The sequence below is a fragment of the Kribbella antiqua genome (genome assembly GCF_004345665.1).
GTDB lineage: Bacteria > Actinomycetota > Actinomycetes > Propionibacteriales > Kribbellaceae > Kribbella > Kribbella antiqua.
Map to the genome: position 1 here is coordinate 112,720 of NZ_SLWR01000015.1, position 18,882 is coordinate 131,601.

The following is an 18,882-nucleotide window of genomic DNA, read 5'->3' on the forward strand; positions in this document are numbered from 1 at the left end:
AGCACATCTTCGCCGATCACGCAGCCGTACCGGCACGTGACCGTCTGGCGAAATCCGTTGACCGTTCACCCATCGGCCACGGATGCTTGAGACCCTGCGTGATAGCCGCCGTGGTTCCCAGCTACGGCCGGAAGGAGGCACCGGATGAGCGTCATAGTCCTGAACGCGTCATACGAGCCGCTGCACACCGTGTCGATCCAGCACGCCATCCGGATGCTGGTCCGCGAGGTCGCAGTGGTGGAAGAGGCGCACGGTGAGCGGACCATCGGCCCTTTTCCGGTTCCACGCGTGCTGCGCCTGGTCCGGTACGTCGTGACCCACTGGCGCTACGCGGCCGGCCGGATGAAGTACAGCAAGCACGGTGTGCTCCGCAGGGACAGGTTCCGGTGTGCGTACTGCGGTTTGGACAACGCCGACACCATGGACCATGTCCAACCCAGATCCAGGGGCGGCCGCACCGAGTGGCTGAACGCCGTGGCCGCCCATGCCTCCTGCAACGAGCGGAAAGGCAACCGCACCCCCGCCGAGGCCGGCATGCCGCTCCTCTGGCAACCCTGGGTACCAACCCGCGCGGAGCTCGTCATATGAGATGACGGGCTTTTTTTCATGCCCGTTTGTTGTCCACAGTTCTGAAAGTCGCCGTCGGATCGAGGGTCTGATCACGGCACTTTCTAGGGCATGAACCCTCAACTCGCCGTGATGGCCACCATCCGCGGCGGGGTCTTCACCCGTGCCGACGCGCGCGCCTGTGGCTACCCCGACCCGGACATCGACACCCTGCTGGATTCCGGCGGCTGGCGCCGGATCCGGCGCAACACCTATGCCGCCCACCGAGCCCTCACCCTCGTCACCGACCACGTGCTGCACCTGCGGAAGCTGTACCGCGTACTTCTCTTGGACCCTGCTGTGGTCGCGAGCCATCAGTCCGCCGCGGCACTGCACGCCTTGCCGCTCTGGGGTATCGACCTGTCCCAGGTGCATATCACCGCAGCCGATGGCCGGTCGGGCTGCATCGGCGGAGTGCACCGACACATCCGTGATCCAGTCGGCCCCGGTGTCCAACTCTGGAACAAGCTGCGGATGGTTTCACCCGCCAGAGCCGTCGCCGAAGTCGCCGCGACCTCGTCTGCCGCGCCCGCCGTCGTCCTGACCGAGGCCGCGCTGCACGCCGGTCTCGTCAGCAAGCGCACGTTGAAACATGCAGCCGCGCGCCTGGACCACGGCTCCGACCGCGCCTTCGAGGTGATCTCCCGGTGCACGGGATCCGCCTCGATTGCCGAGTCCCGCCTCCGCTTCATCCTCGCCGAGGCCGGCCTGCCGGCGCCGTCGACGCTTCCACCCCCGGTCGATGCGGAAGAGGGCGCGGCGGCAGCGCTGTGGTTCCCCGACGAACGCACCGTGCTGGAGTTCGAGCCCCGATTCCCCTTCTGGAGCGAGGAATTCGAGCCGGACGAGGAAGATCCAACCCCGGCACCAGCCTCGGCACTGACCGCGCCGGAGCCCCTCGAGCACTGCTGGATCTCGTGGGCCGATCTCAACGACCCACCCCTCGTGGTCGAGCGAGTTCGATCCACCTTTGCCCGCGCATCCCGCCGTACCGGCGTCAGATACCTGGACGTTGCCCGGATATGAGCCGGGGGCCCGCCGCGGGGTGCGACGAGCCCCCTTCAAGAAGTCAGGAGCTACAGATGTCAGGCGTTGAGCGACGTACCGGCCGAGCGAAGGTGCTCGCAGGCCTCGACGATGCGGGACGCCATGCCGGCCTCGGCCAGCTTGCCCCAGGCGCGCGGGTCGTAGGCCTTCTTGTTGCCGACCTCGCCGTCGATCTTGAGCACACCGTCGTAGTTGCTGAACATGTGGCCCGCCGCCGGCCGGGTGAACGCGTACTGCGTGTCGGTGTCGATGTTCATCTTCACCACACCGTGGTCGACCGCGGCCCGGATCTCCTCCAGAGTCGAGCCGGAGCCGCCGTGGAAGACCAGGTCGAACGGGCGCTCCTTGCCGACCTTGGCGCCGACCTGGTCCTGGATCTCCTTCAGGATCTCCGGCCGCAGCTTGACCGAGCCCGGCTTGTAGACGCCGTGCACGTTGCCGAAGGTGAGCGCGGTGATGTAGCGGCCGTTCTCACCGGTGCCGAGCGCCTCGACCGTGGCCAGGCCGTCCTCGACCGTGGTGTAGAGCTTCTCGTTGATCTCGTGGGCGACACCGTCCTCCTCGCCGCCGACGACACCGACCTCGATCTCGAGCACGATCTTGGCCGCCGCGGTCTTGGCCAGCAGGTCCTTGGCGATCTCCAGGTTCTCCGCCAGCGGTACGGCGGAACCGTCCCACATGTGCGACTGGAACAGCGGGTTCTCACCGCGCGCGACGCGCTCGGCGGAGATCTCCAGCAGCGGCCGGACGAAGCCGTCCAGCTTGTCCTTCGGGCAGTGGTCGGTGTGCAGCGCGATGTTCACCGGGTAGTTCTTGGCGACCTCGTGGGCGTACGCCGCCAGCGCGACCGAACCGGTCACCATGTTCTTCACGGTCGACCCGGACAGGTACTCCGCACCGCCGGTGGAGACCTGGACGATGCCGTCCGAGCCCGCCTCGGCGAAACCGCGGATGGCTGCGATCAGCGTCTGCGAGGAGCTGACGTTGATGGCCGGGTAGGCGAAGCTGTTCTGCTTGGCCTTGTCCAGCATCTCGGCGTAGACCTCAGGGGTGGCAATAGGCATGTCTCGCGGTACTCCTCACAACAATGTCTCTGTGGGTTGAGCTCCAGTATTGCCGCCGGGTACCTCGTCGTACCCAGCGGCCCACCTGCCGAGCCGGCCAGGCGACCGGGGAGCGAACGGCAGGGATGCAGACCAGTTGATGAACAGGACCGGTCCAGTTCGTTGCGGCCCGATGACATCGATGGGTCAGGATCAGGCAGACCCGGACCGCGGGCCGCGCGGGGTCAGGGCCATGTGCAACCGGTAGCGGTCGGCCCGGTAGGCCGACCAGGACAGTTCGACGACCTTGCGGCCGGCGAAGGTGGTGCGCTCGAGGACCAGCAGGGGTGCCCGCCTGGCCACACCGAGGACCCGGGCGACGTGACCGTCGGCGTTGTCCGCCCGGACGGTCTGTTCGCCGGAGGTGACGACGACGTCGTACTCGCTGGCGAAGACGTCGTACAGGGTGCCGAGCTCGCGGCCGAGCAGGCCGGGGAAGAGCGCGGACGGGTAGTAGCCGACCTCGTACGCCATCGGCGACGCGTCGGCGGTGCGGAGCCGTTCGACCCGGATCACCTTGGTGCCCTTGGCGACCCGCAGTCCCTTCGCGGTCTCGTCGGAGGCCTCGATCTCGGTGGCCGACAGCACCACCGTGCCGGGCTCCAGGCCACGGGCCCGCATCTCCCGGGAGAACGAGGTGAGGTGCAGCTGGGAGTCGACCTGCGGCCCGGTGACGAACGTCCCCTTGCCGTGCACCCGCTCCAACGCCCCGGACTCGACCAGGTCGCTGATCGCCTGCCGGACCGTGACCCGGGAGACGTTCAGCTTGTCCACCAGGGCGCGTTCGGACGGGATGGGGTCGCCGGGGTGCAGCTCGACGTCGATCAGCCGTTCCAGTACCGATCGGACCTGGGCCCGCTTGGTCGCCACCATCGAATCTCGATCCTCCAGACCTGGGCGGGACTCGGGGGTGCCCCGGGACGCCGCTCACTGCTATCGTGCGCAGCATACCTGTTAAGACCAGATAGGACCAGTGATCCCAGTGGTGTCTGTGCCCGCCCAGGAAACCCAGATGGCGCACGAGATCGCCGAGCAGCCGGCCGCGCTGGCCGCCACCTTCGAGCACGTCCTGCCGCTGCGGCACGACATCACCCGGCTCGCCGCAGGGCGCCGGCACGTGATCTTCGTGGCCCGCGGATCGTCCGACAACGCCGGTGTCTACGGCCGCTACCTGACCGAGATCCACGCCGGGCGGCAGGCGTCGCTGGCCGCGCCCTCGGTGGCCACGCTGTACGGCGCCAACCTCGACCTGTCGAACTCACTCGTCGTCGCGATCAGTCAGTCCGGGGCGACCCAGGAGATCGTCGACACCGCCGAGTGGGCAAAGCGCAACGGCGCCGCCGTGGTCGGCATCACGAACGACGGCAACAGCCCGCTGGCGTCGACGGCCGACGTCGCGCTGATCACCCAGGCGGGTCAGGAGCTGGCCGTCCCAGCGACCAAGACGTACACCACCCAACTGGCCGCGATCACGGTCGCCGTCGACGCGCTGGCGCAGAAGCCAGGCACGCTGGACGCCGATATCGCCGGCGTTCCCGACGCCGCCGCGCAGATGCTCGAGGGCTCGGTCGAGGCCGCCGCAGACTTGCTCGCGGGCGCCCACGATGTACTCGCGAGCGGCCGCGGCCTGACCTTCGGTACGACGCTCGAGGTCGCCCTCAAGCTGGAGGAGACCTGCCTGCAGCCGGTCCGCGGTCTTTCGTACGCCGACCTGAAGCACGGGCCGATCGCCGTCGTCGACGCCGACCTGGTCACCATCCTGGTCGCGGCCGGCGAAGGTCCCGCCCTGCCGGGCATGACCGAGCTGGCCGGCATCGTCCGCGAGAAGGGCAGCAAGATCCTCGGCATCGGCGGCGACCCGGCCTTCGCGTCCCGCTGCGACGTGAACCTCGCCGGCCCCGACCTGCCCGAAACCCTGGCTCCCCTCGCCCTCGTCATCCCGGCCCAACGGGCTATCGAGTCCCTCGCCCGCAAGCTCGGCCTGAACCCCGACGCGCCTCGCGGCCTCCGCAAGGTGACTCAGACCGACTGACTCTTGATCTTCCAGTCAAAGTGTTCAATCGATGAGCACTTTGACTGGAAGAGTGGTGGTCATCAACCGGGAAAACCGAGGGAAGGACCACTGAGATGTTGCGAGGATTCGCCACCGTCAGCTTCTACGCCGCCGACGTACAGGCCGCGCGGGAGTGGTACACGAAGCTGCTCGGCATCGAGCCGTATTACGCCGTACCGACCCCGGAGAACCCGGCGTACATCGAGTACCGCTTCGGGGACTTCCAGTGCGAGCTGGGAATCATCGACGCGAAATACGCCACGCACCAGGTCGCAAACGGCCCGGCCGGTGCCGTCATCCACTGGCATGTCGACGACCTCGAAGCCACCGTCGACAGCCTCCTCTCGCTCGGCGCCACCCTCAACGACCCCATCACCGACCGCGGCGAAGGCACCGGCTTCCGCACCGCTTCGGTAGTAGACCCCTTCGGCAACATCATCGGCATCATGAACAACCCCCACTACCTCGAGATCCTCGCCGCCCTAAAGCCCTGAGCCGCCGCCTCGACCCCACCACACCTCCTTCAGTGGACGTTGGTCTTGGGGTGTGGGCAGTGCGGAGTGAGCTGGATTGGGTGAGGCTGGGGGTATGACGTCGGATGGGCTCACTGAAGCGGTGGTGGCGAGTTTCGATGGGTGTGGAGATGAGCGGCTGAAGGCGGTGATGGGTGCGCTGGTGCGGCATCTGCATGCGTTCGCGCGCGAGGTGGAGCTGACCGAGACGGAGTACTTTGCCGCGATCGACTTCCTCACCCGGACCGGGCAGGGCTGCACCGATACGCGGCAGGAGTTCGTACTGCTCGCCGACGTACTCGGGCTGTCGATGCTGACCGTCGGGCTCGCCGAGCGGAAGCCGGTGGGAGCGACCGAGTCGACAGTTCTCGGGCCGTTCTTCGTCGAGGGGTCGCCAGAGATCGCGCCCGGCGGCGACCTCGCCAACGGCGCTCCCGGGCAGCCGTGCCTGGTGATTGGGCAGGTTCTCGACACGGAGGGACAGCCCGTCGCCGGTGCGGTGGTGGAAACCTGGCAGGCCGACGAGGACGGCTACTACGACGTCCAGAAGGAAACTGCCGAACCGCAGAACCGCGGCCACCTGACAACAGGCGCCGACGGCGGCTACTCGTTCTGGTCGGTGAAACCGGTCGCCTACCCGATCCCCACCGACGGCCCGGTCGGCGAACTACTCCGCGCGACCGGTCGAGCCTCGATGCGCCCGGCCCACATCCACTTCATGGTCACCGCCCCCGGCTACGCCCGGCTCACCACCCACGTCTTCGCAGCCGGCGACGAACACCTGGACAACGACGCAGTCTTCGGCGTCAAACCCTCCCTGATCGCCGACTTCGTCAACCATCCACCCGGCACCCCCGCCCCCGACGGCACAACCCCCACCCGCTCCTACTCCACCGTCCACTACAACCTGATCCTCGCCCCAGCCTGAGCCCCGTCACTGCACACTCCGACGGGGCAACTTGAGGTGCGTTCAGGCTGCGGCTGTTGCCTGGGCTTCGTGGATCATGCGGTTGAGAATGGCGGAGATTTCGGCGGTTTCGGCGTCAAGCAGGGTGATCAGCGCCACCCGTGACGTCTCGTTCTGCGCCTGGAGAGCCGCCGCGCTCAACGCACGCACGGTCCCAAGCTCGTAGATCAACTCGTCCCACAGAGAACTCATCAACTACCCCCTTACCGACACAAACCCAGTACGGCACACCACACGTGCCGGCCCTCACCCGACATCCGGGACCGAATTTGGTCGAGAAGCCTCACTGCCTCACCCACAACAACGCGGAGAGACAGCGCGGGTTACGCGTCACGTCAGGTAAATCTCGCGCCCTGAGCACGAACCCCCGCCGGTCGAGGCGGCACCTCGATCCGGCAGGCGAGTCAGCCGGCTCAGGCGAGGAGGGTCCAGCTGTGGGCGCGGACCTCCACGGGGTTGGCCGGCGGTGGGGTGTTCTCTGGTTGGGCGGCGACTTGCAGGCCGGTGGCGGAGATTGGGAAGTGGTATGTGTCGTCGCTGGTATTGAGTAGGAGGAGGACCTGCCGGTCGTCGTGTGAGGTTCGGAGGGCGGCGGTCTGGTTGGTTAGGTGCTCTACCGTCGTGCGACCGCGGACCAGCCATGGGTTGCGGCGTCGTACGCCGATGAGACGTTGATGCAGGCGGTACGTCGGCCAGCCGTCCACCGCGAGGTCATGAGGGCTGTCCGGGAACTCGGGGCGGATCGCGTCGTCGCCTCCGATGCGGTCCTCCTTCAGGCCGCGGAAGGCCTGCTCGTCGCCGGCGTAGATGCTCGGCACACCGGCGACAGTGAACAGGATCGCCAGCGCATGACCGATGTGCCGCTCGTCCTCCAGGCGGGTGGCGAGCCGCGTCACGTCATGGTTGCCAACAAACGTCTGCGGCGCGAAGGTGTCGAGCAACGCGTCGTGCCGGCCCAGGGCGTATGAGAGTTCGAAGAAGTTGCCGTCGTTGAGTGAGCTCCAGATCGCCTTCCACAGTTCGTACTGAGTGATCGAGTCCAGCCCGCTCTTGGCGACGTACCCGGCATAGTCGCCGTGGATGACCTCACCGAAGAACCAGGCGTCCGGATACTCCGGCCGGACCTGTGCGAACACGCCCTGCCAGAACTCCGGCGGTACGGCGTACGCCACATCCAGCCGCCAGCCATCGACACCCCGAGCGAGCCAGTGACGCAGGACGTCGGCGACGTACTGCGCGACCGCGGGCTGACTGTGATCGAGCGCGACCAACTGCTCGTGCCCCTCGAACGTGTCGTGCGAGCCGTCGGCGCCACGGCGAAGCCATTCGGGTGGTCCGACGAAGGATCGCGCGACATGGTTGAAGACACCGTCGAGCGCGACCCGCAGACCGCGCGCGTGAGCGGCCGCGATCAGCCGGTCGAAGTCCGCGTCGTCACCCAGCCGAGGGTCGATCCGGAAGTGGTCGACGGTGTCGTAGCCGTGTGTCTCGGACGCGAACACCGGTCCAAGAAGTAGCCCTGAGCAACCAAGTTCGATCGCGTAATCCAGCCACTTCTCCAGCCGTTCCAGTCGATGCACGACCGGCCTACCAGGTTGCGCAACCGGTTCGGCGCCGGTGAAGCCGAGCGGATAGACCTGCCACCAGATCGCGTGATCAACCCACATTGACAGCCTTCTTTCGAACCAGGATGGGCAACAACGCGATCAGGCAACCAACCACGGTGTCGAGGAGCCGGTAGCCGACGGTCGACAGTGACGGCGTCCGACCAAGATCGAGAAGCATGACCAGCAACGGCGTCATCACCGTCGCGTACGCCGCGTAATTACGTGCCTTGAGCAACGGTCGTACGCCGCCCAGGACCGTGACGACGGCAACGATCGCCCACGACGGCGGCACCCACAGGATCAGCGTGCCACCGATCAGCACGCCGGCACAGGTCCCGGCGCATCGTTCGACCGCCCTGGGCAGCGACCCGCCAGATCGCCGTACGACGATGACGACAGTGAGGGCGATCCAATACGCCTTTGACTGATGCCACAGCGCGCCGATCACCTCCGCGGTCGCCAGGCAGACGGTCAACTGCAGCGGGTACCGCCAGCCGTCGATCGTCCGCAGGATGCGCCGCCACCGACGCCACAAACTCCGGTACGACGGCCGTGCCGCAACGCTGTTCTGGTCACGGGAGAGCGCCGAAGCGATCAACGTCAGCACCACGGCCCACGCGGCGCCGAGCGCAAACCACTGCGCGACCTCGACCGGATCATCGACCCGGCCGAAACCAGTGGCGATAACTGTGAAGCAGCTGAACCGTGTCGTCGCATCAGCCATCCACCGGTTGAATCCGCCAAGGACGGCCGCAACCGCCGCGAGCCCGACAACAACCGCCGCGGTGGTCCAACCTCGCCCGCCCGCAGCCGAACCGAGATAGCCAGCCGCTGTCACGACCAGAGCGACGCCGGCAGAGCGCAGAGCCGCGGCCCGCACCCCTGGCGCAGGAGAAACAAGGGTCGCCATGGCACCGAGCGCAGCGAACGACCCATGAACCAGGTGCCCAGAGATCACGCCGTACGTAACGGGGGCTGCGAGAGCGAGAGCCGCCGTGATCAGCTGACTGACACCGGCGGGCGCTTCCTGGGACCAGCGCAGCAGACCGCGCGGCGCGAAGGTCTGAGCGACGGTCATAGTAAGCCGACCTTAGCATCGTGCAGCGTCAGCACCAACGAGATTTCGAAAAATAGTAAGTGATAGCGTAGTAATCGTGGAGCATATCAGACAGACTGCGACCGCGCTTCGGAGGGCGAGCACACGGCTGGCGTTGCGCCTGCGCGTTGAGCGGCCAGCCGACGGGACGAGTGGCGCCGGGCTGACCGTGCTCGGCCTGCTGCACCTGCGCGGGAAGCTGACGGCGAGCGAGCTCGCTGCCGCCGAGCGGGTTCAGCCGCAGTCGCTGACCCGGGTGCTCGCTGCACTGGACGAGAAGGGCTTGATCAGCCGCTCACGGGACAGCCGGGATCGCCGCCGCCAGACCATCGAGCTGACCGACCGCGGTCTGCAGGTGCTGATCGAGCACGTCCGGCAGTCCGACGACTGGCTCCTCCAGGCGATGACTGAGCAACTGAGTCCGACCGAACTGGAGGTCCTCCGGCTCGCGGCGAACCTGATCGAGCAGCTCCTCGAAGGACGACCGAGTTAAGAGATTAACCCGGCTAAGGTTTCTGGCCGAAGGCGTGGCGCCGGATCCAGGCGTGCATGGCGATCGCGGCAGCGGCGCTCGCGTTGATCGAACGGGTCGAGCCAAACTGGGCGATCGACAACACATCCGCGCAGATCGCATGCGCCTCCGCCGTGAGCCCCGGACCCTCCTGGCCGAACAGCAGCACGCACCCGGCCGGCAACTCGTAGGTCTCCAGCGGCACCGAGCCGGGCAGGTTGTCGATACCGATCACCGGCAGCCCCCGCTCAGCGGCGTACGACGCCAAGTCCTCGAGCTGCGGGTGATGCCGGACATGCTGGTAGCGGTCGGTGACCATCGCGCCGCGGCGGTTCCACTTCCGGTTCCCGACGATGTGCACCTCGGCAGCCAGGAACGCGTTCGCCGTCCGCACCACCGACCCGATGTTCAGGTCGTGCTGCCAGTTCTCGATCGCGACATGAAACGGATTCCGCTGCCGATCCAGATCCTCGACGATCGCCTCGAGCTTCCAGTACCGGTACTTGTCGACCACATTCCGCCGGTCCCCCGCCGCGAGCAACTCCGGATCCAGCCGCGGATCCTCCGGCCACTCCCCCACCCAAGGCCCAACCCCAACCTCCGCCACCCCCACCATGTCCGCCCCGATCAGCTCCCGGTCAACAGCACCGGAAGTGATCGGGGAGTCACGGAATTTCTCGTCGCTAAGGTCATGCACAGGTTGGGACGCTACCCTGTCGGCGTGCTTTCACTTGTCGCGATGCTGATGCCGAACTGGATGGACCCGGAGTACCTGCTGAATTGGCTGGGTGACTGGGCCCTCTGGGGGACGGCCGCGGTCGTGTTCATCGAGTGTGGCTTGCTGTTCCCGATCCTGCCAGGTGACTCGCTGCTGTTCGCCGTCGGCCTGTTCATCGCGCACGGGACGATCGACGTGCCGTTGTGGCTCGCCTGCGTGATCCTGACCGTTGCGGCGTTCCTCGGCAACGTGTCCGGTTATTACATCGGGCGTGCTCTCGGTACGACGTTGTTCCGCAATCCGAATGCCCGGTTCCTCAAGCCGAAGTACATCGAGCAGACGCACGAGTTCTTCGAGCGGTACGGTCCGCGGGCGCTGGTGATGGCGCGGTTCGTGCCGATCGTGCGTACGTTCATCACCATCGTGGCGGGCGCCGGGAAGATGGACCCGAAGAAGTTCTTCCTCTGGACCGGCATCGGCGCCGTCCTCTGGGCCACCGGCATCACCCTGCTCGGCCACGCGCTCGGCCAGGTCAAGTTCATCCACGACCACCTCGAGTCCGCGCTGATCCTGCTGGTGCTGATCTCGCTGATCCCGATGGTCGTCGAGTACGTCCTCGCCAAGCGCCGCAACAAGGCCGCATCCGCCGACCCCGCCGCAGCCCCCACCGGCCCGAAGCACGCCGCCACCAACCACCGCAACCACTGAGCCCTGGCCTGCCAGCGAGCCCGGCACTGCGCCAAGCGGGGTCAGGCAGCACCGAGCTTTGTGCGGAGGTGGGTTAGGCAGAGTTCTAGGGGGACTGAGGGGACTCCCTGGGCGAGGGATTCGAAGGGGGCGCCGGCGAGGAGGCGCTGGACGTCGGCTGGTCTGAGGCGGACGTGTTTGCTGACGAACTGGCGTTCGGACAGGTCGATTCGTACGTCGAGGTCGCGCATCGCCGCGTGGATGCGGCTGACGCCGTAGAACTCCGGCTTGGCGCCCTTCTCCAGCCACCGGCCGTACCCGAGCACCTCGGTCTCGATCCGTACGTCGCGCATGGCCGTGCTGACCAGGCCGAGCTCCTCGCGAAGCTCCCGCTCCATCCCTGCAGCGATGGCATCCGGCAGCCGGTCCCGCCCGGCGAGGTCTACCGGCTCCAGACTGCCCGAACCGCTCGGCGCCACCAGCCCGGCCGAGGACCGCGACGCCACCCCCTGGTGGACCAGCAGCATCCAGCCGTCGGAGGTCAGTGCGACCGTGGAGACGCCGACCTGGTTGCCAAGCTCGGTGTCGCTCAGCGGAATCAGCCGCCCATCGCCAGCGACCAGATGCCGGGTGATGTCCGCGACCACGCGCCCCATCCGCCGGCTCAGCCACTGCTGACCGGCCAGGTAGTTCGACGCCATCATGTCGAAGTACCGCACCTGCTGCAGGTGGACCTCGCCGCCGGCCGGATCAGGATCGCCGCCGAGCCTGATGTTCAGCCCGTCGAACGGCGGGGCCGCCGTCCGCGCCCGCTGCGACCGGGCCAGCGCGATCACGGCCGGCTTGATCGCCGCAAGGTCCGGCGGCAGCACGTACGGGCGTGACTCGAGTACGAATGGCCGGTCCAGACTCCGGTCGATCGACGGGCTGGTGACCACGCGGCCCTGCGCACAGCGGACGACCTCCCAGTCACCGTCCAGAACGACGTCCGGTACCGGATGGTCGATCGTGTAGAGGTCGCGCAGTTCCTGCCGTACGTCGATCCAGTCGCTGACCAGCGGGATCAGACCGATGACCGCCAGTACCACCGCGATGACACCGGAGCCGAGGGTGTCTACACCGAGACCGAGTACGCCGATGATCGACAACGCCGTACCGGCGATGATCGCCCAGTTCTTCGCCAGCAGCAGCCGGGCCCATCCCCAGGTGGCCCCGAACCGTTGGCGGGCCAAGAGCCGGACTCCGTGGCGGACCGGTTGTGCGGGCGCCCGCGTAGCGGCGTCGATCTCTCCCATGAGCGGACATTCTGCCGACCACGGGATCCAAAGCCGCCACTGGCGGACAGTGTCCGCCGTCACACGCCAGTCAGTTGCCGAACGGGAAGTGGGGCTCCGACCAAATCCAGTCCGTGCTGAGGGTGGCGAGGGTGGCGATCTCGACCGGGCCGTGCGGTAGCGGGCCGACCACCTGACCGGAGCCGAGTGAACAGGCCACCCGGATCCGGTCCGCCGCCTGGTACCAGACCAGGGCTCCCCGTGGCGCCGCCCCTTCGCACAGCAGGGCGTGATGATCGAGCCACCGCACCGCGTCGGCCGCGTCGTGCCAGCCGCTGTCCCGGGCGTAACCGAAGGCCATCCGCTGGAACTTCAACGTCCAGTCCTGCCAGGCCGTCGACCCCAACCGTTCCAGCTGCCAGGTCAGCGCCGCCTCAGTGTCGCGCGGGTTCGACACCCGCGCGGGCATCTGGCCGCGCTCCACAACAACCTCCCCCCAGGCCATATCCGTCCCCCGTCCGCCGGCCCGCCGTGGCATGAACAAATGGTGTCGCAGCCGGATACAGCCGCCGTACATTACTCACCGTCGCAGTACGACGGACTCAGCCCGCGTACGACGGATTCGCCCGTACAGCAAGCCGGTGCGGTCAGCCCGCAGCCACCGTGGAGTCGAAGGTGGCCAGCGCGCGGCGGCACTCGGCAGCCCGCTCGTCGTTACCGGCCTGCTGCCACACTCGCGCGGCCCGGTTGAGAGTACGACGTGCAGAGTCGACGTTGCCCGTGGACGCGTACAGCTGCCCGAGGTGCTGCGCCGCCGCACCCTCGACACTGCGGTCACCCAATCGATGCCCGATGTCGATGGAGTCGAGCAGCATCTTGCGAGCCGCGGCGACCTCGCCGCGCTCCATCAGCGCGTGCCCGAGCTCAGCCCGCGTGTACGCCGCGCAGTGGTCGTCGCCCATGCCGTTGAAGATCGCCAGCGCGTTCTGCAACTGGCGAACGGCCTGGTCGTAGCGCCCCTGTCGAGCCCGCAGCGCCGCGATCCGGCGCCGTACCTTGGCTTCGCGGTGGTTGTCGCCGAGCCGTACGCCGAGCAGGAACGCCTGAGCCAGGTAGCGCCCGGCCGTCACGGTGTCGCCGCGAGCCAGCCAGACGTTCGCAGCGGCAGTCCGAGCCAGCGCTTCCCCGTTCGCGTTGCCTACCTCCACAAAGGCCTCGATCGCCTTCTCGTACTGCGCCAGCCCCGCAGCTTGGTCGCCGCGTTCGCGCAGCCAGGTACCAAGGCCGACGGCAGCGACGCCTTCGCCGATCCGGTCGCCGACCTCGGCGAACGCCCGTACGGCCTCGTTGAAGTGCCGCCAAGCGTTGTCCCAGTCGTCCTGGTAGAGCGCGAGCTGGCCCAGGTTGCGATGCATGATCGCCTCGCCGTGACGGTCTCCACAGGCCATCGCGCTGAGCAGACCCTGTTGGTGAGAGCTGTTCCAGTCGTCGAAACCAGCCCGCATGTCCAGGTACGGCGCCCACGCGGATGCGATCCGCCAGGCGTGATCGTGCAACCCGTTCTGCGCCGCGGCCCGGATCGCGGGCACGAACGTACTGCGCTCGCTGTCGAACCACGCGATCGCATCGGTCTCGGTGAACGGCGACGGATCGGGTGCGGTCAGCGGCCCGGTGTGCTCCATGACGCCGAAGTACTCGAAGGCCAGCGCGGCGTTGGCCCGGCGGATCTTGTTCAGGATCGCGTCGAGCACGGTCGTCAGGTCCCGCACCGCCTGCGCCTTCTGCTCCTCGTCACCGACGCCGATCGCGTGCAGCCGAAGCAGATCGTGCACCCGGTAACGCGCCGTACCTCGGTGGTCGACCGAGCTGATCCGGACCAGGTTGACTTCGATCAGCCGGTCCAGGCTGCGTCGTACCGAGGCCGGCGACGCGACCGCCTCCAGCGCGCGGGCCGAGAACACGCCGACCGCGAAGTGGCCGATCAGCCGATACAGCCGGGCCTCCTCCGGGCTGAGCGCGTCGTAGCTGAGATCCGCACTGGTGCGTACGGCGAGCTCGCCGATGCTGAGCTCGTCCAGCCGCGAGGTCTCGTCGCGCAACCGGCGGGCCAGCTCGCGGGGGCTGAGATCGGGCCGCTGGGCCAGCCGGCTGCCGACAATCCTGATTGCCAACGGCAGGTTTCCACAGGCGGACAGGATCTCGAGAGCGGCCGAGGATCCGCGATCCACCCGACCGGTGCCGGCGACCAGTTCGAGCAGCGCGGCGGCCTCGCCGTCGTCGAACGTGTCGAGCGGCAGGCTGTCCGCGCCGGCCAGATCCATCAGGCGGTTGCGGCTGGTGATGACAACGGCCGACGCGCCGGTGCCCGGCATCAGCGGCGACACCTGACCGGCCGTGGCGACGTCGTCGAGGATGATCAGCACCCGGCGGCTGGCCAGCTCGGATCGCAGCATTGCCGACCGGCGCTCGGGGTCGGTTGGGATCGCGTAGTCGGGCAGGTTGAGGCTGAGCAGCAGATCGGTGAGCGCAGCGGCCGGATCCCGCGGCTGGGTCGCGCCGTGCATGTCCAGATAGATCTGCCCGTCCGGGAACGACTCACGGACCAGATGCCCCAGTCGCACGGCGAGCGACGTCTTACCGGTGCCAGGTGCGCCGGAGATGACCGCGATCGGCGGGCGAACCGGGTCGCGACCGCAGACCAGGTCGCGTAGCTGCCCAAGGTGGTCCTGCCGACCGCTGAAGTCGGGCAAGTCGAGGGGCAGCTGGCTCGGTGGCCGCAGCGGATTGGTCAGCTCCGGCGCTGCCATCGGTCCCGGTGGTGCCTCCGGCCCGGGGCGTTCCGTCATACGGTCGGAGGGGATGCCAGGGTTCGGCCAGTTGGCGGAGCGGCCGTTCTCGGCGCGGGCACCGGCGGCTTCGAGCTCGGGGCCGGGCTTGATGTCCAGCTCGTCGGCAAGGGTCTGGACCGCCTTCGTGTACGCCGCTCGGGCTTCACCGACCCGACCCGCCGCCAGGAGGGCATCTACCAGTCGCCGCCACATCTGCTCGTCGTACGGGTCCTCTGTGAGGCGGGCGCTGAGCAGAACTGCCGCACCGCTCGCGTCGCCGTGCTCCAGCCGGAGGTCGAGGAGTGCGTCGACCAGGCCGCGGTGCTGCGCTTCGAGGCGGGCAAGCGAGCCCTCCCAGGCGGCGGGGATCGGCAGGTCCTCCAGCGGGCGACCGCGCCAGAGCGAGTACGCGCGAGACAGCACCTGCATCGCCTGACGGTCGTCACCGGCGTGACGGAGGTGGCCGCCCTCTGCGAGCAGCGACTCGAACAGGCTGGCGTCGAGCTCGTCGACACCCACCTCGATGCTGTAGCCAGCGGCGGAGGTGTCGATCGGTGCAGGCAGCCCGGCCTCCTGCAGTACGCCTCTGAGCGCCCGTACGTAGGTCCTGATGTTCGCTGTGGCGGAGCGGGGCGGGCTGTTCTCCCAGAGCGCGTCGGCGATCAGATCGGTCGAGACGAACCGGTTCGGGTGCAGGAGCAGCGTGGCCAGCAACTGCTTCGGCTTGCTGGCCCGGAGTGGCTGGCCCTGGGCGTGGAAGAGGCGCAGGGGTCCGAGGATTCCGTACCTCAGACTGTCCACTCCGCTGCCCTCTCCTGTGTTGAACCGACCTATCGTGGCATCCCGCTGTATCCGCCGGGAAGCCCGATGTACGCCGGATGTATCTCACTGCGGCACTGTTGACACCAGGTACCGGGGGGAGGGCAGGCCCGGGAGCGGCGACTTGACCGCCGTCGCAACCGGGCCTGGCACTGGATGGGAGTCCGGGATCGGGGGTCCTGGATTACGGGGACCGGTGCCTACTGGCCACCGGTGAAGGGCGGCTGGCCGTCCTGCGGGCTGGGGGAACCCGCAGGCGGGCCGCCCACCGGTGGCTGACCCTGGTACGGCGCCTGCTGGCCTTGGTACGGCGCTTGAGCCGGCGGCAGCTGGCCACCGGAGTAGTTGCCCTGATCACCCGGCATCTGCGGGTGGATCTGACCGGACGACTGCGCCCCCGGCTGCATCTGCGGCGGCGCCTGCTCACCGGCGACCGAGCCGATGGTGCCGAACGAGACCTGCGGGACCGAGCGGACCTGCTCGTCCTTCACTTCGAAGTAGCCGGCCTTCTCGAACTTGAACGAGTTCGCGATCACGTTCGACGGGAACGCCTCGATCCGGGTGTTGTAGTCGCCGACGTTCGCGTTGTAGAACCGCCGGCCGGCCGCGATCCGGTCCTCGGTGTCGGTCAGCTCGCGCTGCAGGTTGAGGAAGTTCTGGTTCGACTGCAGCTGCGGGTAGGCCTCCACCGAGATCATCATCTGCCGCAGCGCACCGGACAGCTCACCCTCCGCCGCGGCCCGCTGCTCCGGGGTCGCGCCCTGCACGTTGACCGCCTGGGTGCGCAGCCGGGCGACCTCCTCGAACACGTGCCGCTCGTGCGCGGCGTACGCCCGGACGGTCTCGACCAGGTTCGGGATCAGGTCGTAGCGGCGGTGCAGCTCGACGTCGATCTGCCGCCAGGACTCCTGGATCAGGTTCCGCTGCTTGACGAACCGGTTGTACGACACGATCAGCGCGATTCCCAGAATCACGACAACCGCAACGATCGCGATGATGACGAAAGTCAGCATTTCCCTGCTCCCGAGTGTTGGCTGTGGGCCTGGAAGCGACTCTAACGGTGCCTCGGGTCCGGGGTCCCGCTACTGCTGCGGATTACCCGGAGGCTGCTGTTGAGGAACCGGAGCCTGCTGGATTGGGGCCTGCTGGATTGGTGCCTGCTGGCGCGGGTCGATGCCGGCGTAGTCGGTCCAGACGTACGGCGGGACCTGCTCGACGACGCCCTGGAGCAGCGAGAGCCGGTTCATCACCTCGGCCGGGTTGTGGGCGCCCTTGTCCCAGCCGACCAGCGAGTTGCCCTCGATCCGCCAGCCGATCTCGCCGCGGGCGAGCAGCAGCTCCATCATCCGCGGCGTCACCACCGCGTGCCCGAACCGCTCGTCGTCGGCCTTCACCCGGAACTTCCGGTTGAACTGGTCGCTCTCGAACTGGATGTCGCGGAAGCCGAACGCGTTCGCCACCGCCCCGCCGAAGATGCCCTCGTGGGTGACCTCCAGATGCGGCAACGCACCCGGTAGCTGCAGTACGACGACGCCGAACTTGTGCGTGGTCGTCGTACGGTTGCCCTTCGAGTCGGTCGAGTGGGTCTGGTAGCTGTAGTCGAAGGCAACCATCTGGTGACCGTTGAACGCGCCGGACAGCACGTTCGCCGCACGCCGGTTGTCTCCGGTCTGGAACGGCGTACCGCTCCACTGCCGGGCCAGCGAGTTGTTGGAAGGGACGAACGACCAGCCGTGCTGGGCCGCGAACCCGGCGAACATCTCGCGCCGTTTCTTCACCGCCATGTAGTTGAAGTAGAAGATCCCGACGCCGACGAGGATGACGAGCGGGATCATGACCGCGGGGTTGAGATCCATCAGCCGAGACCCAGTTCCTCGAGCCCGAACACGGCCCGGTACTCCAACCCCTCCGACTCCACCCGCTCCTGCGCACCGGTCGCGCGATCCACGATCACCGCGACCGCGACCACCTCGGCACCGGCCTCGCGCAGCGCCTCGACCGCGGTGAGCACCGAGCCGCCAGTGGTGGACGTGTCCTCAACAGCAAGAACCCGTCGGCCCTTCACGTCGGGCCCTTCAATCCGCCGCTGCAGGCCGTGCGTCTTCTCCGCCTTGCGTACGACGAACGCGTCCAGCTTGCGGCCCTCCTGCGCGGCCGCGTGCAGCATCGACATCGCGACCGGGTCGGCGCCGAGCGTGAGGCCGCCGACGGCGTCGTACTCGAGATCCTTGGTCAGTTCGAGCATCGCCGGGCCGATCAGCGGCGCCGCGGCCGCGTCCAGTGTGATCCGGCGCAGGTCGACGTAGTAGTCGGCTTCCTTCCCCGACGCCAACGTCACCCGGCCGTGTACGACGGCCTTGGTTTTCACCTGTTCCAGCAGACTGTCCCGATCGAAGCTCATGGCCAACCAGCCTAGAACACAGTGCAGCTCACGACTTCCTGCTCACCTTCACCAAGTGACCGAAGGCAACTGATCTGTCCGGAGAGCGGAACAAGTCCTGGCAAGTGGTCAGGGTGATGATCGACTGGGCCGGGGTTTCGTCCGGTTTGCCGGGGACGGGTTCGAGGACCCAGTTGTCGGTTGGCTTGACGGTCAGGTCGCGCGGGGAGCCGTCGAGCTCGTAGGTGTAGACGGCGTCGGCGGTCTCGACGATCGCCTCGTCGCCCTTGCGCAGCTCGAGGAGTCTGCGGAACGGCGAGCCGTGGGTGACGCGGTGCCCGGCGATCGCGAAGTTCCCCGGCTGGCCTGGCAGCTGCGTCCGCGGGTAGTGCCCGATGCCGCGGGCGAGATCGTCCTTGCCGATCCCTTCCACGACCGGCTTCTCCCAGTCCTTGCCGAACCTGGGGATCCGCAGCAGCACGATCGGATCACCCGTTGCAGGTTTCGAAACGGCCGGCGTCTTCCACTGCGCGCGCAGGGAGTTCTGCGCCTCGCCCATCTTCTGGTTCGAGGTGACGCCCGTCCCGAAGTACTGCCAGCCGACCCACCCGAGCAGGCCGATTCCAGCCACCAGCAAGACGACGCCCAGTCCCCGTACCACTCCCCGCATGGCG

20 protein-coding genes are annotated in these 18,882 nt (G+C 67.8%); 7 read left to right on the forward strand and 13 right to left on the reverse strand.

What is annotated here, in order from left to right; all coding sequences use genetic code 11:
- Positions 1-144: 144 nt before the first annotated feature.
- Complete coding sequence (locus EV646_RS34210; protein WP_132156113.1) at positions 145-588, forward strand: HNH endonuclease; 444 nt, start codon at positions 145-147, stop codon at positions 586-588.
- Positions 589-678: 90 nt separating this feature from the next.
- The gene (locus EV646_RS34215) at positions 679-1,632 is read left to right on the forward strand and encodes a type IV toxin-antitoxin system AbiEi family antitoxin domain-containing protein (RefSeq protein ID WP_241996507.1); all 954 of its coding nucleotides are present in this window, start codon (positions 679-681) and stop codon (positions 1,630-1,632) included.
- Between the two features lie 59 nt (positions 1,633-1,691).
- Here EV646_RS34215 and fbaA read toward each other — a convergent pair whose 3' ends face one another.
- Together fbaA and EV646_RS34225 are read right to left on the reverse strand one after the other, a co-directional pair.
- The gene (fbaA, locus tag EV646_RS34220; RefSeq protein WP_132156115.1) at positions 1,692-2,717 is read right to left on the reverse strand and encodes a class II fructose-bisphosphate aldolase; all 1,026 of its coding nucleotides are present in this window, start codon (positions 2,715-2,717) and stop codon (positions 1,692-1,694) included.
- Positions 2,718-2,909: 192 nt separating this feature from the next.
- The gene (locus EV646_RS34225; RefSeq protein ID WP_132156117.1) at positions 2,910-3,629 is read right to left on the reverse strand and encodes a GntR family transcriptional regulator; all 720 of its coding nucleotides are present in this window, start codon (positions 3,627-3,629) and stop codon (positions 2,910-2,912) included.
- A gap of 139 nt (positions 3,630-3,768) precedes the next feature.
- Between EV646_RS34225 and EV646_RS34230 the strand changes: the two genes are divergently transcribed.
- The 3 genes from EV646_RS34230 to EV646_RS34240 all read left to right on the forward strand — a co-directional run bounded on the left by EV646_RS34230 (position 3,769) and on the right by EV646_RS34240 (position 6,249).
- Positions 3,769-4,788: an SIS domain-containing protein gene (locus EV646_RS34230; RefSeq protein ID WP_132156119.1), complete on the forward strand. Its 1,020-nt coding sequence runs from the start codon at positions 3,769-3,771 to the stop codon at positions 4,786-4,788.
- Positions 4,789-4,883: 95 nt separating this feature from the next.
- Positions 4,884-5,303 (forward strand): VOC family protein, encoded by a 420-nt coding sequence (locus EV646_RS34235; protein WP_132156121.1) that lies wholly within the window; start codon positions 4,884-4,886, stop codon positions 5,301-5,303.
- A gap of 94 nt (positions 5,304-5,397) precedes the next feature.
- Complete coding sequence (locus EV646_RS34240; RefSeq protein WP_132156123.1) at positions 5,398-6,249, forward strand: intradiol ring-cleavage dioxygenase; 852 nt, start codon at positions 5,398-5,400, stop codon at positions 6,247-6,249.
- Between the two features lie 42 nt (positions 6,250-6,291).
- On the opposite strand, the gene EV646_RS34245 is transcribed toward EV646_RS34240, so the two are convergent.
- From EV646_RS34245 to EV646_RS34255, 3 genes are all read right to left on the reverse strand, one after another.
- Positions 6,292-6,480 (reverse strand): hypothetical protein, encoded by a 189-nt coding sequence (locus tag EV646_RS34245; protein ID WP_132156125.1) that lies wholly within the window; start codon positions 6,478-6,480, stop codon positions 6,292-6,294.
- Between the two features lie 221 nt (positions 6,481-6,701).
- Complete coding sequence (locus tag EV646_RS34250) at positions 6,702-7,955, reverse strand: alpha-amylase family protein (protein WP_199237362.1); 1,254 nt, start codon at positions 7,953-7,955, stop codon at positions 6,702-6,704.
- Positions 7,945-8,973, reverse strand: a complete 1,029-nt coding sequence (locus EV646_RS34255; RefSeq protein WP_132156129.1) for an FUSC family protein — start codon at positions 8,971-8,973, stop codon at positions 7,945-7,947. The genes EV646_RS34250 and EV646_RS34255 overlap by 11 nt, the downstream gene beginning before the upstream one ends.
- A gap of 76 nt (positions 8,974-9,049) precedes the next feature.
- Between EV646_RS34255 and EV646_RS34260 the strand changes: the two genes are divergently transcribed.
- A complete protein-coding gene (locus EV646_RS34260; protein WP_158291102.1) occupies positions 9,050-9,484 on the forward strand; it encodes a MarR family winged helix-turn-helix transcriptional regulator in 435 nt (144 codons plus the stop codon).
- Positions 9,485-9,497: 13 nt separating this feature from the next.
- Here EV646_RS34260 and EV646_RS34265 read toward each other — a convergent pair whose 3' ends face one another.
- Positions 9,498-10,118: a TrmH family RNA methyltransferase gene (locus tag EV646_RS34265; protein WP_132156268.1), complete on the reverse strand. Its 621-nt coding sequence runs from the start codon at positions 10,116-10,118 to the stop codon at positions 9,498-9,500.
- 105 nt (positions 10,119-10,223) lie between these two features.
- Here EV646_RS34265 and EV646_RS34270 point away from each other — a divergent pair, with 105 nt between their 5' ends.
- Positions 10,224-10,928, forward strand: coding sequence for a DedA family protein (locus tag EV646_RS34270; RefSeq protein WP_241996508.1), 705 nt, complete (start codon positions 10,224-10,226; stop codon positions 10,926-10,928).
- 41 nt (positions 10,929-10,969) lie between these two features.
- On the opposite strand, the gene EV646_RS34275 is transcribed toward EV646_RS34270, so the two are convergent.
- From EV646_RS34275 to EV646_RS34305, 7 genes are all read right to left on the reverse strand, one after another.
- Positions 10,970-12,202: a hypothetical protein gene (locus EV646_RS34275; RefSeq protein ID WP_132156133.1), complete on the reverse strand. Its 1,233-nt coding sequence runs from the start codon at positions 12,200-12,202 to the stop codon at positions 10,970-10,972.
- A gap of 70 nt (positions 12,203-12,272) precedes the next feature.
- The gene (locus tag EV646_RS34280; RefSeq protein ID WP_241996509.1) at positions 12,273-12,665 is read right to left on the reverse strand and encodes a hypothetical protein; all 393 of its coding nucleotides are present in this window, start codon (positions 12,663-12,665) and stop codon (positions 12,273-12,275) included.
- 163 nt (positions 12,666-12,828) lie between these two features.
- Positions 12,829-15,810, reverse strand: a complete 2,982-nt coding sequence (locus tag EV646_RS34285; RefSeq protein ID WP_132156135.1) for an AfsR/SARP family transcriptional regulator — start codon at positions 15,808-15,810, stop codon at positions 12,829-12,831.
- A 218-nt stretch (positions 15,811-16,028) separates the two neighbouring features.
- On the reverse strand, positions 16,029-16,841 hold the full coding sequence (locus EV646_RS34290; RefSeq protein ID WP_241996510.1) for a LemA family protein: 813 nt from the start codon (positions 16,839-16,841) through the stop codon (positions 16,029-16,031).
- Between the two features lie 69 nt (positions 16,842-16,910).
- Positions 16,911-17,684, reverse strand: a complete 774-nt coding sequence (locus EV646_RS34295) for a DUF3137 domain-containing protein (protein ID WP_199237363.1) — start codon at positions 17,682-17,684, stop codon at positions 16,911-16,913.
- Positions 17,684-18,229: an orotate phosphoribosyltransferase gene (pyrE, locus tag EV646_RS34300; RefSeq protein ID WP_132156137.1), complete on the reverse strand. Its 546-nt coding sequence runs from the start codon at positions 18,227-18,229 to the stop codon at positions 17,684-17,686. Before pyrE ends, EV646_RS34295 begins: the two co-directional genes overlap by 1 nt.
- Before the next feature lie 28 nt (positions 18,230-18,257).
- Positions 18,258-18,878 (reverse strand): class E sortase, encoded by a 621-nt coding sequence (locus tag EV646_RS34305; protein WP_132156139.1) that lies wholly within the window; start codon positions 18,876-18,878, stop codon positions 18,258-18,260.
- Positions 18,879-18,882: the final 4 nt, after the last annotated feature.

What these genes read in the sequence shown, in the direction of transcription:
- EV646_RS34240 (WP_132156123.1), top strand. Translation starts at nt 5,398, where the DNA reads ATGACGTCGGATGGGCTCACTGAAGCGGTGGTGGCGAGTTTCGATGGG.
- EV646_RS34305 (WP_132156139.1), bottom strand. Translation starts at nt 18,878, where the DNA reads ATGCGGGGAGTGGTACGGGGACTGGGCGTCGTCTTGCTGGTGGCTGGA.
- EV646_RS34210 (WP_132156113.1), top strand. Translation starts at nt 145, where the DNA reads ATGAGCGTCATAGTCCTGAACGCGTCATACGAGCCGCTGCACACCGTG.
- EV646_RS34230 (WP_132156119.1), top strand. Translation starts at nt 3,769, where the DNA reads ATGGCGCACGAGATCGCCGAGCAGCCGGCCGCGCTGGCCGCCACCTTC.
- EV646_RS34265 (WP_132156268.1), bottom strand. Translation starts at nt 10,118, where the DNA reads ATGGTGGGGGTGGCGGAGGTTGGGGTTGGGCCTTGGGTGGGGGAGTGG.
- EV646_RS34215 (WP_241996507.1), top strand. Translation starts at nt 679, where the DNA reads ATGAACCCTCAACTCGCCGTGATGGCCACCATCCGCGGCGGGGTCTTC.
- EV646_RS34290 (WP_241996510.1), bottom strand. Translation starts at nt 16,841, where the DNA reads ATGCTGACTTTCGTCATCATCGCGATCGTTGCGGTTGTCGTGATTCTG.
- pyrE (WP_132156137.1), bottom strand. Translation starts at nt 18,229, where the DNA reads ATGAGCTTCGATCGGGACAGTCTGCTGGAACAGGTGAAAACCAAGGCC.
- EV646_RS34250 (WP_199237362.1), bottom strand. Translation starts at nt 7,955, where the DNA reads ATGTGGGTTGATCACGCGATCTGGTGGCAGGTCTATCCGCTCGGCTTC.
- fbaA (WP_132156115.1), bottom strand. Translation starts at nt 2,717, where the DNA reads ATGCCTATTGCCACCCCTGAGGTCTACGCCGAGATGCTGGACAAGGCC.
- EV646_RS34235 (WP_132156121.1), top strand. Translation starts at nt 4,884, where the DNA reads ATGTTGCGAGGATTCGCCACCGTCAGCTTCTACGCCGCCGACGTACAG.
- EV646_RS34295 (WP_199237363.1), bottom strand. Translation starts at nt 17,684, where the DNA reads ATGGATCTCAACCCCGCGGTCATGATCCCGCTCGTCATCCTCGTCGGC.
- EV646_RS34255 (WP_132156129.1), bottom strand. Translation starts at nt 8,973, where the DNA reads ATGACCGTCGCTCAGACCTTCGCGCCGCGCGGTCTGCTGCGCTGGTCC.
- EV646_RS34275 (WP_132156133.1), bottom strand. Translation starts at nt 12,202, where the DNA reads ATGGGAGAGATCGACGCCGCTACGCGGGCGCCCGCACAACCGGTCCGC.
- EV646_RS34225 (WP_132156117.1), bottom strand. Translation starts at nt 3,629, where the DNA reads ATGGTGGCGACCAAGCGGGCCCAGGTCCGATCGGTACTGGAACGGCTG.
- EV646_RS34245 (WP_132156125.1), bottom strand. Translation starts at nt 6,480, where the DNA reads ATGAGTTCTCTGTGGGACGAGTTGATCTACGAGCTTGGGACCGTGCGT.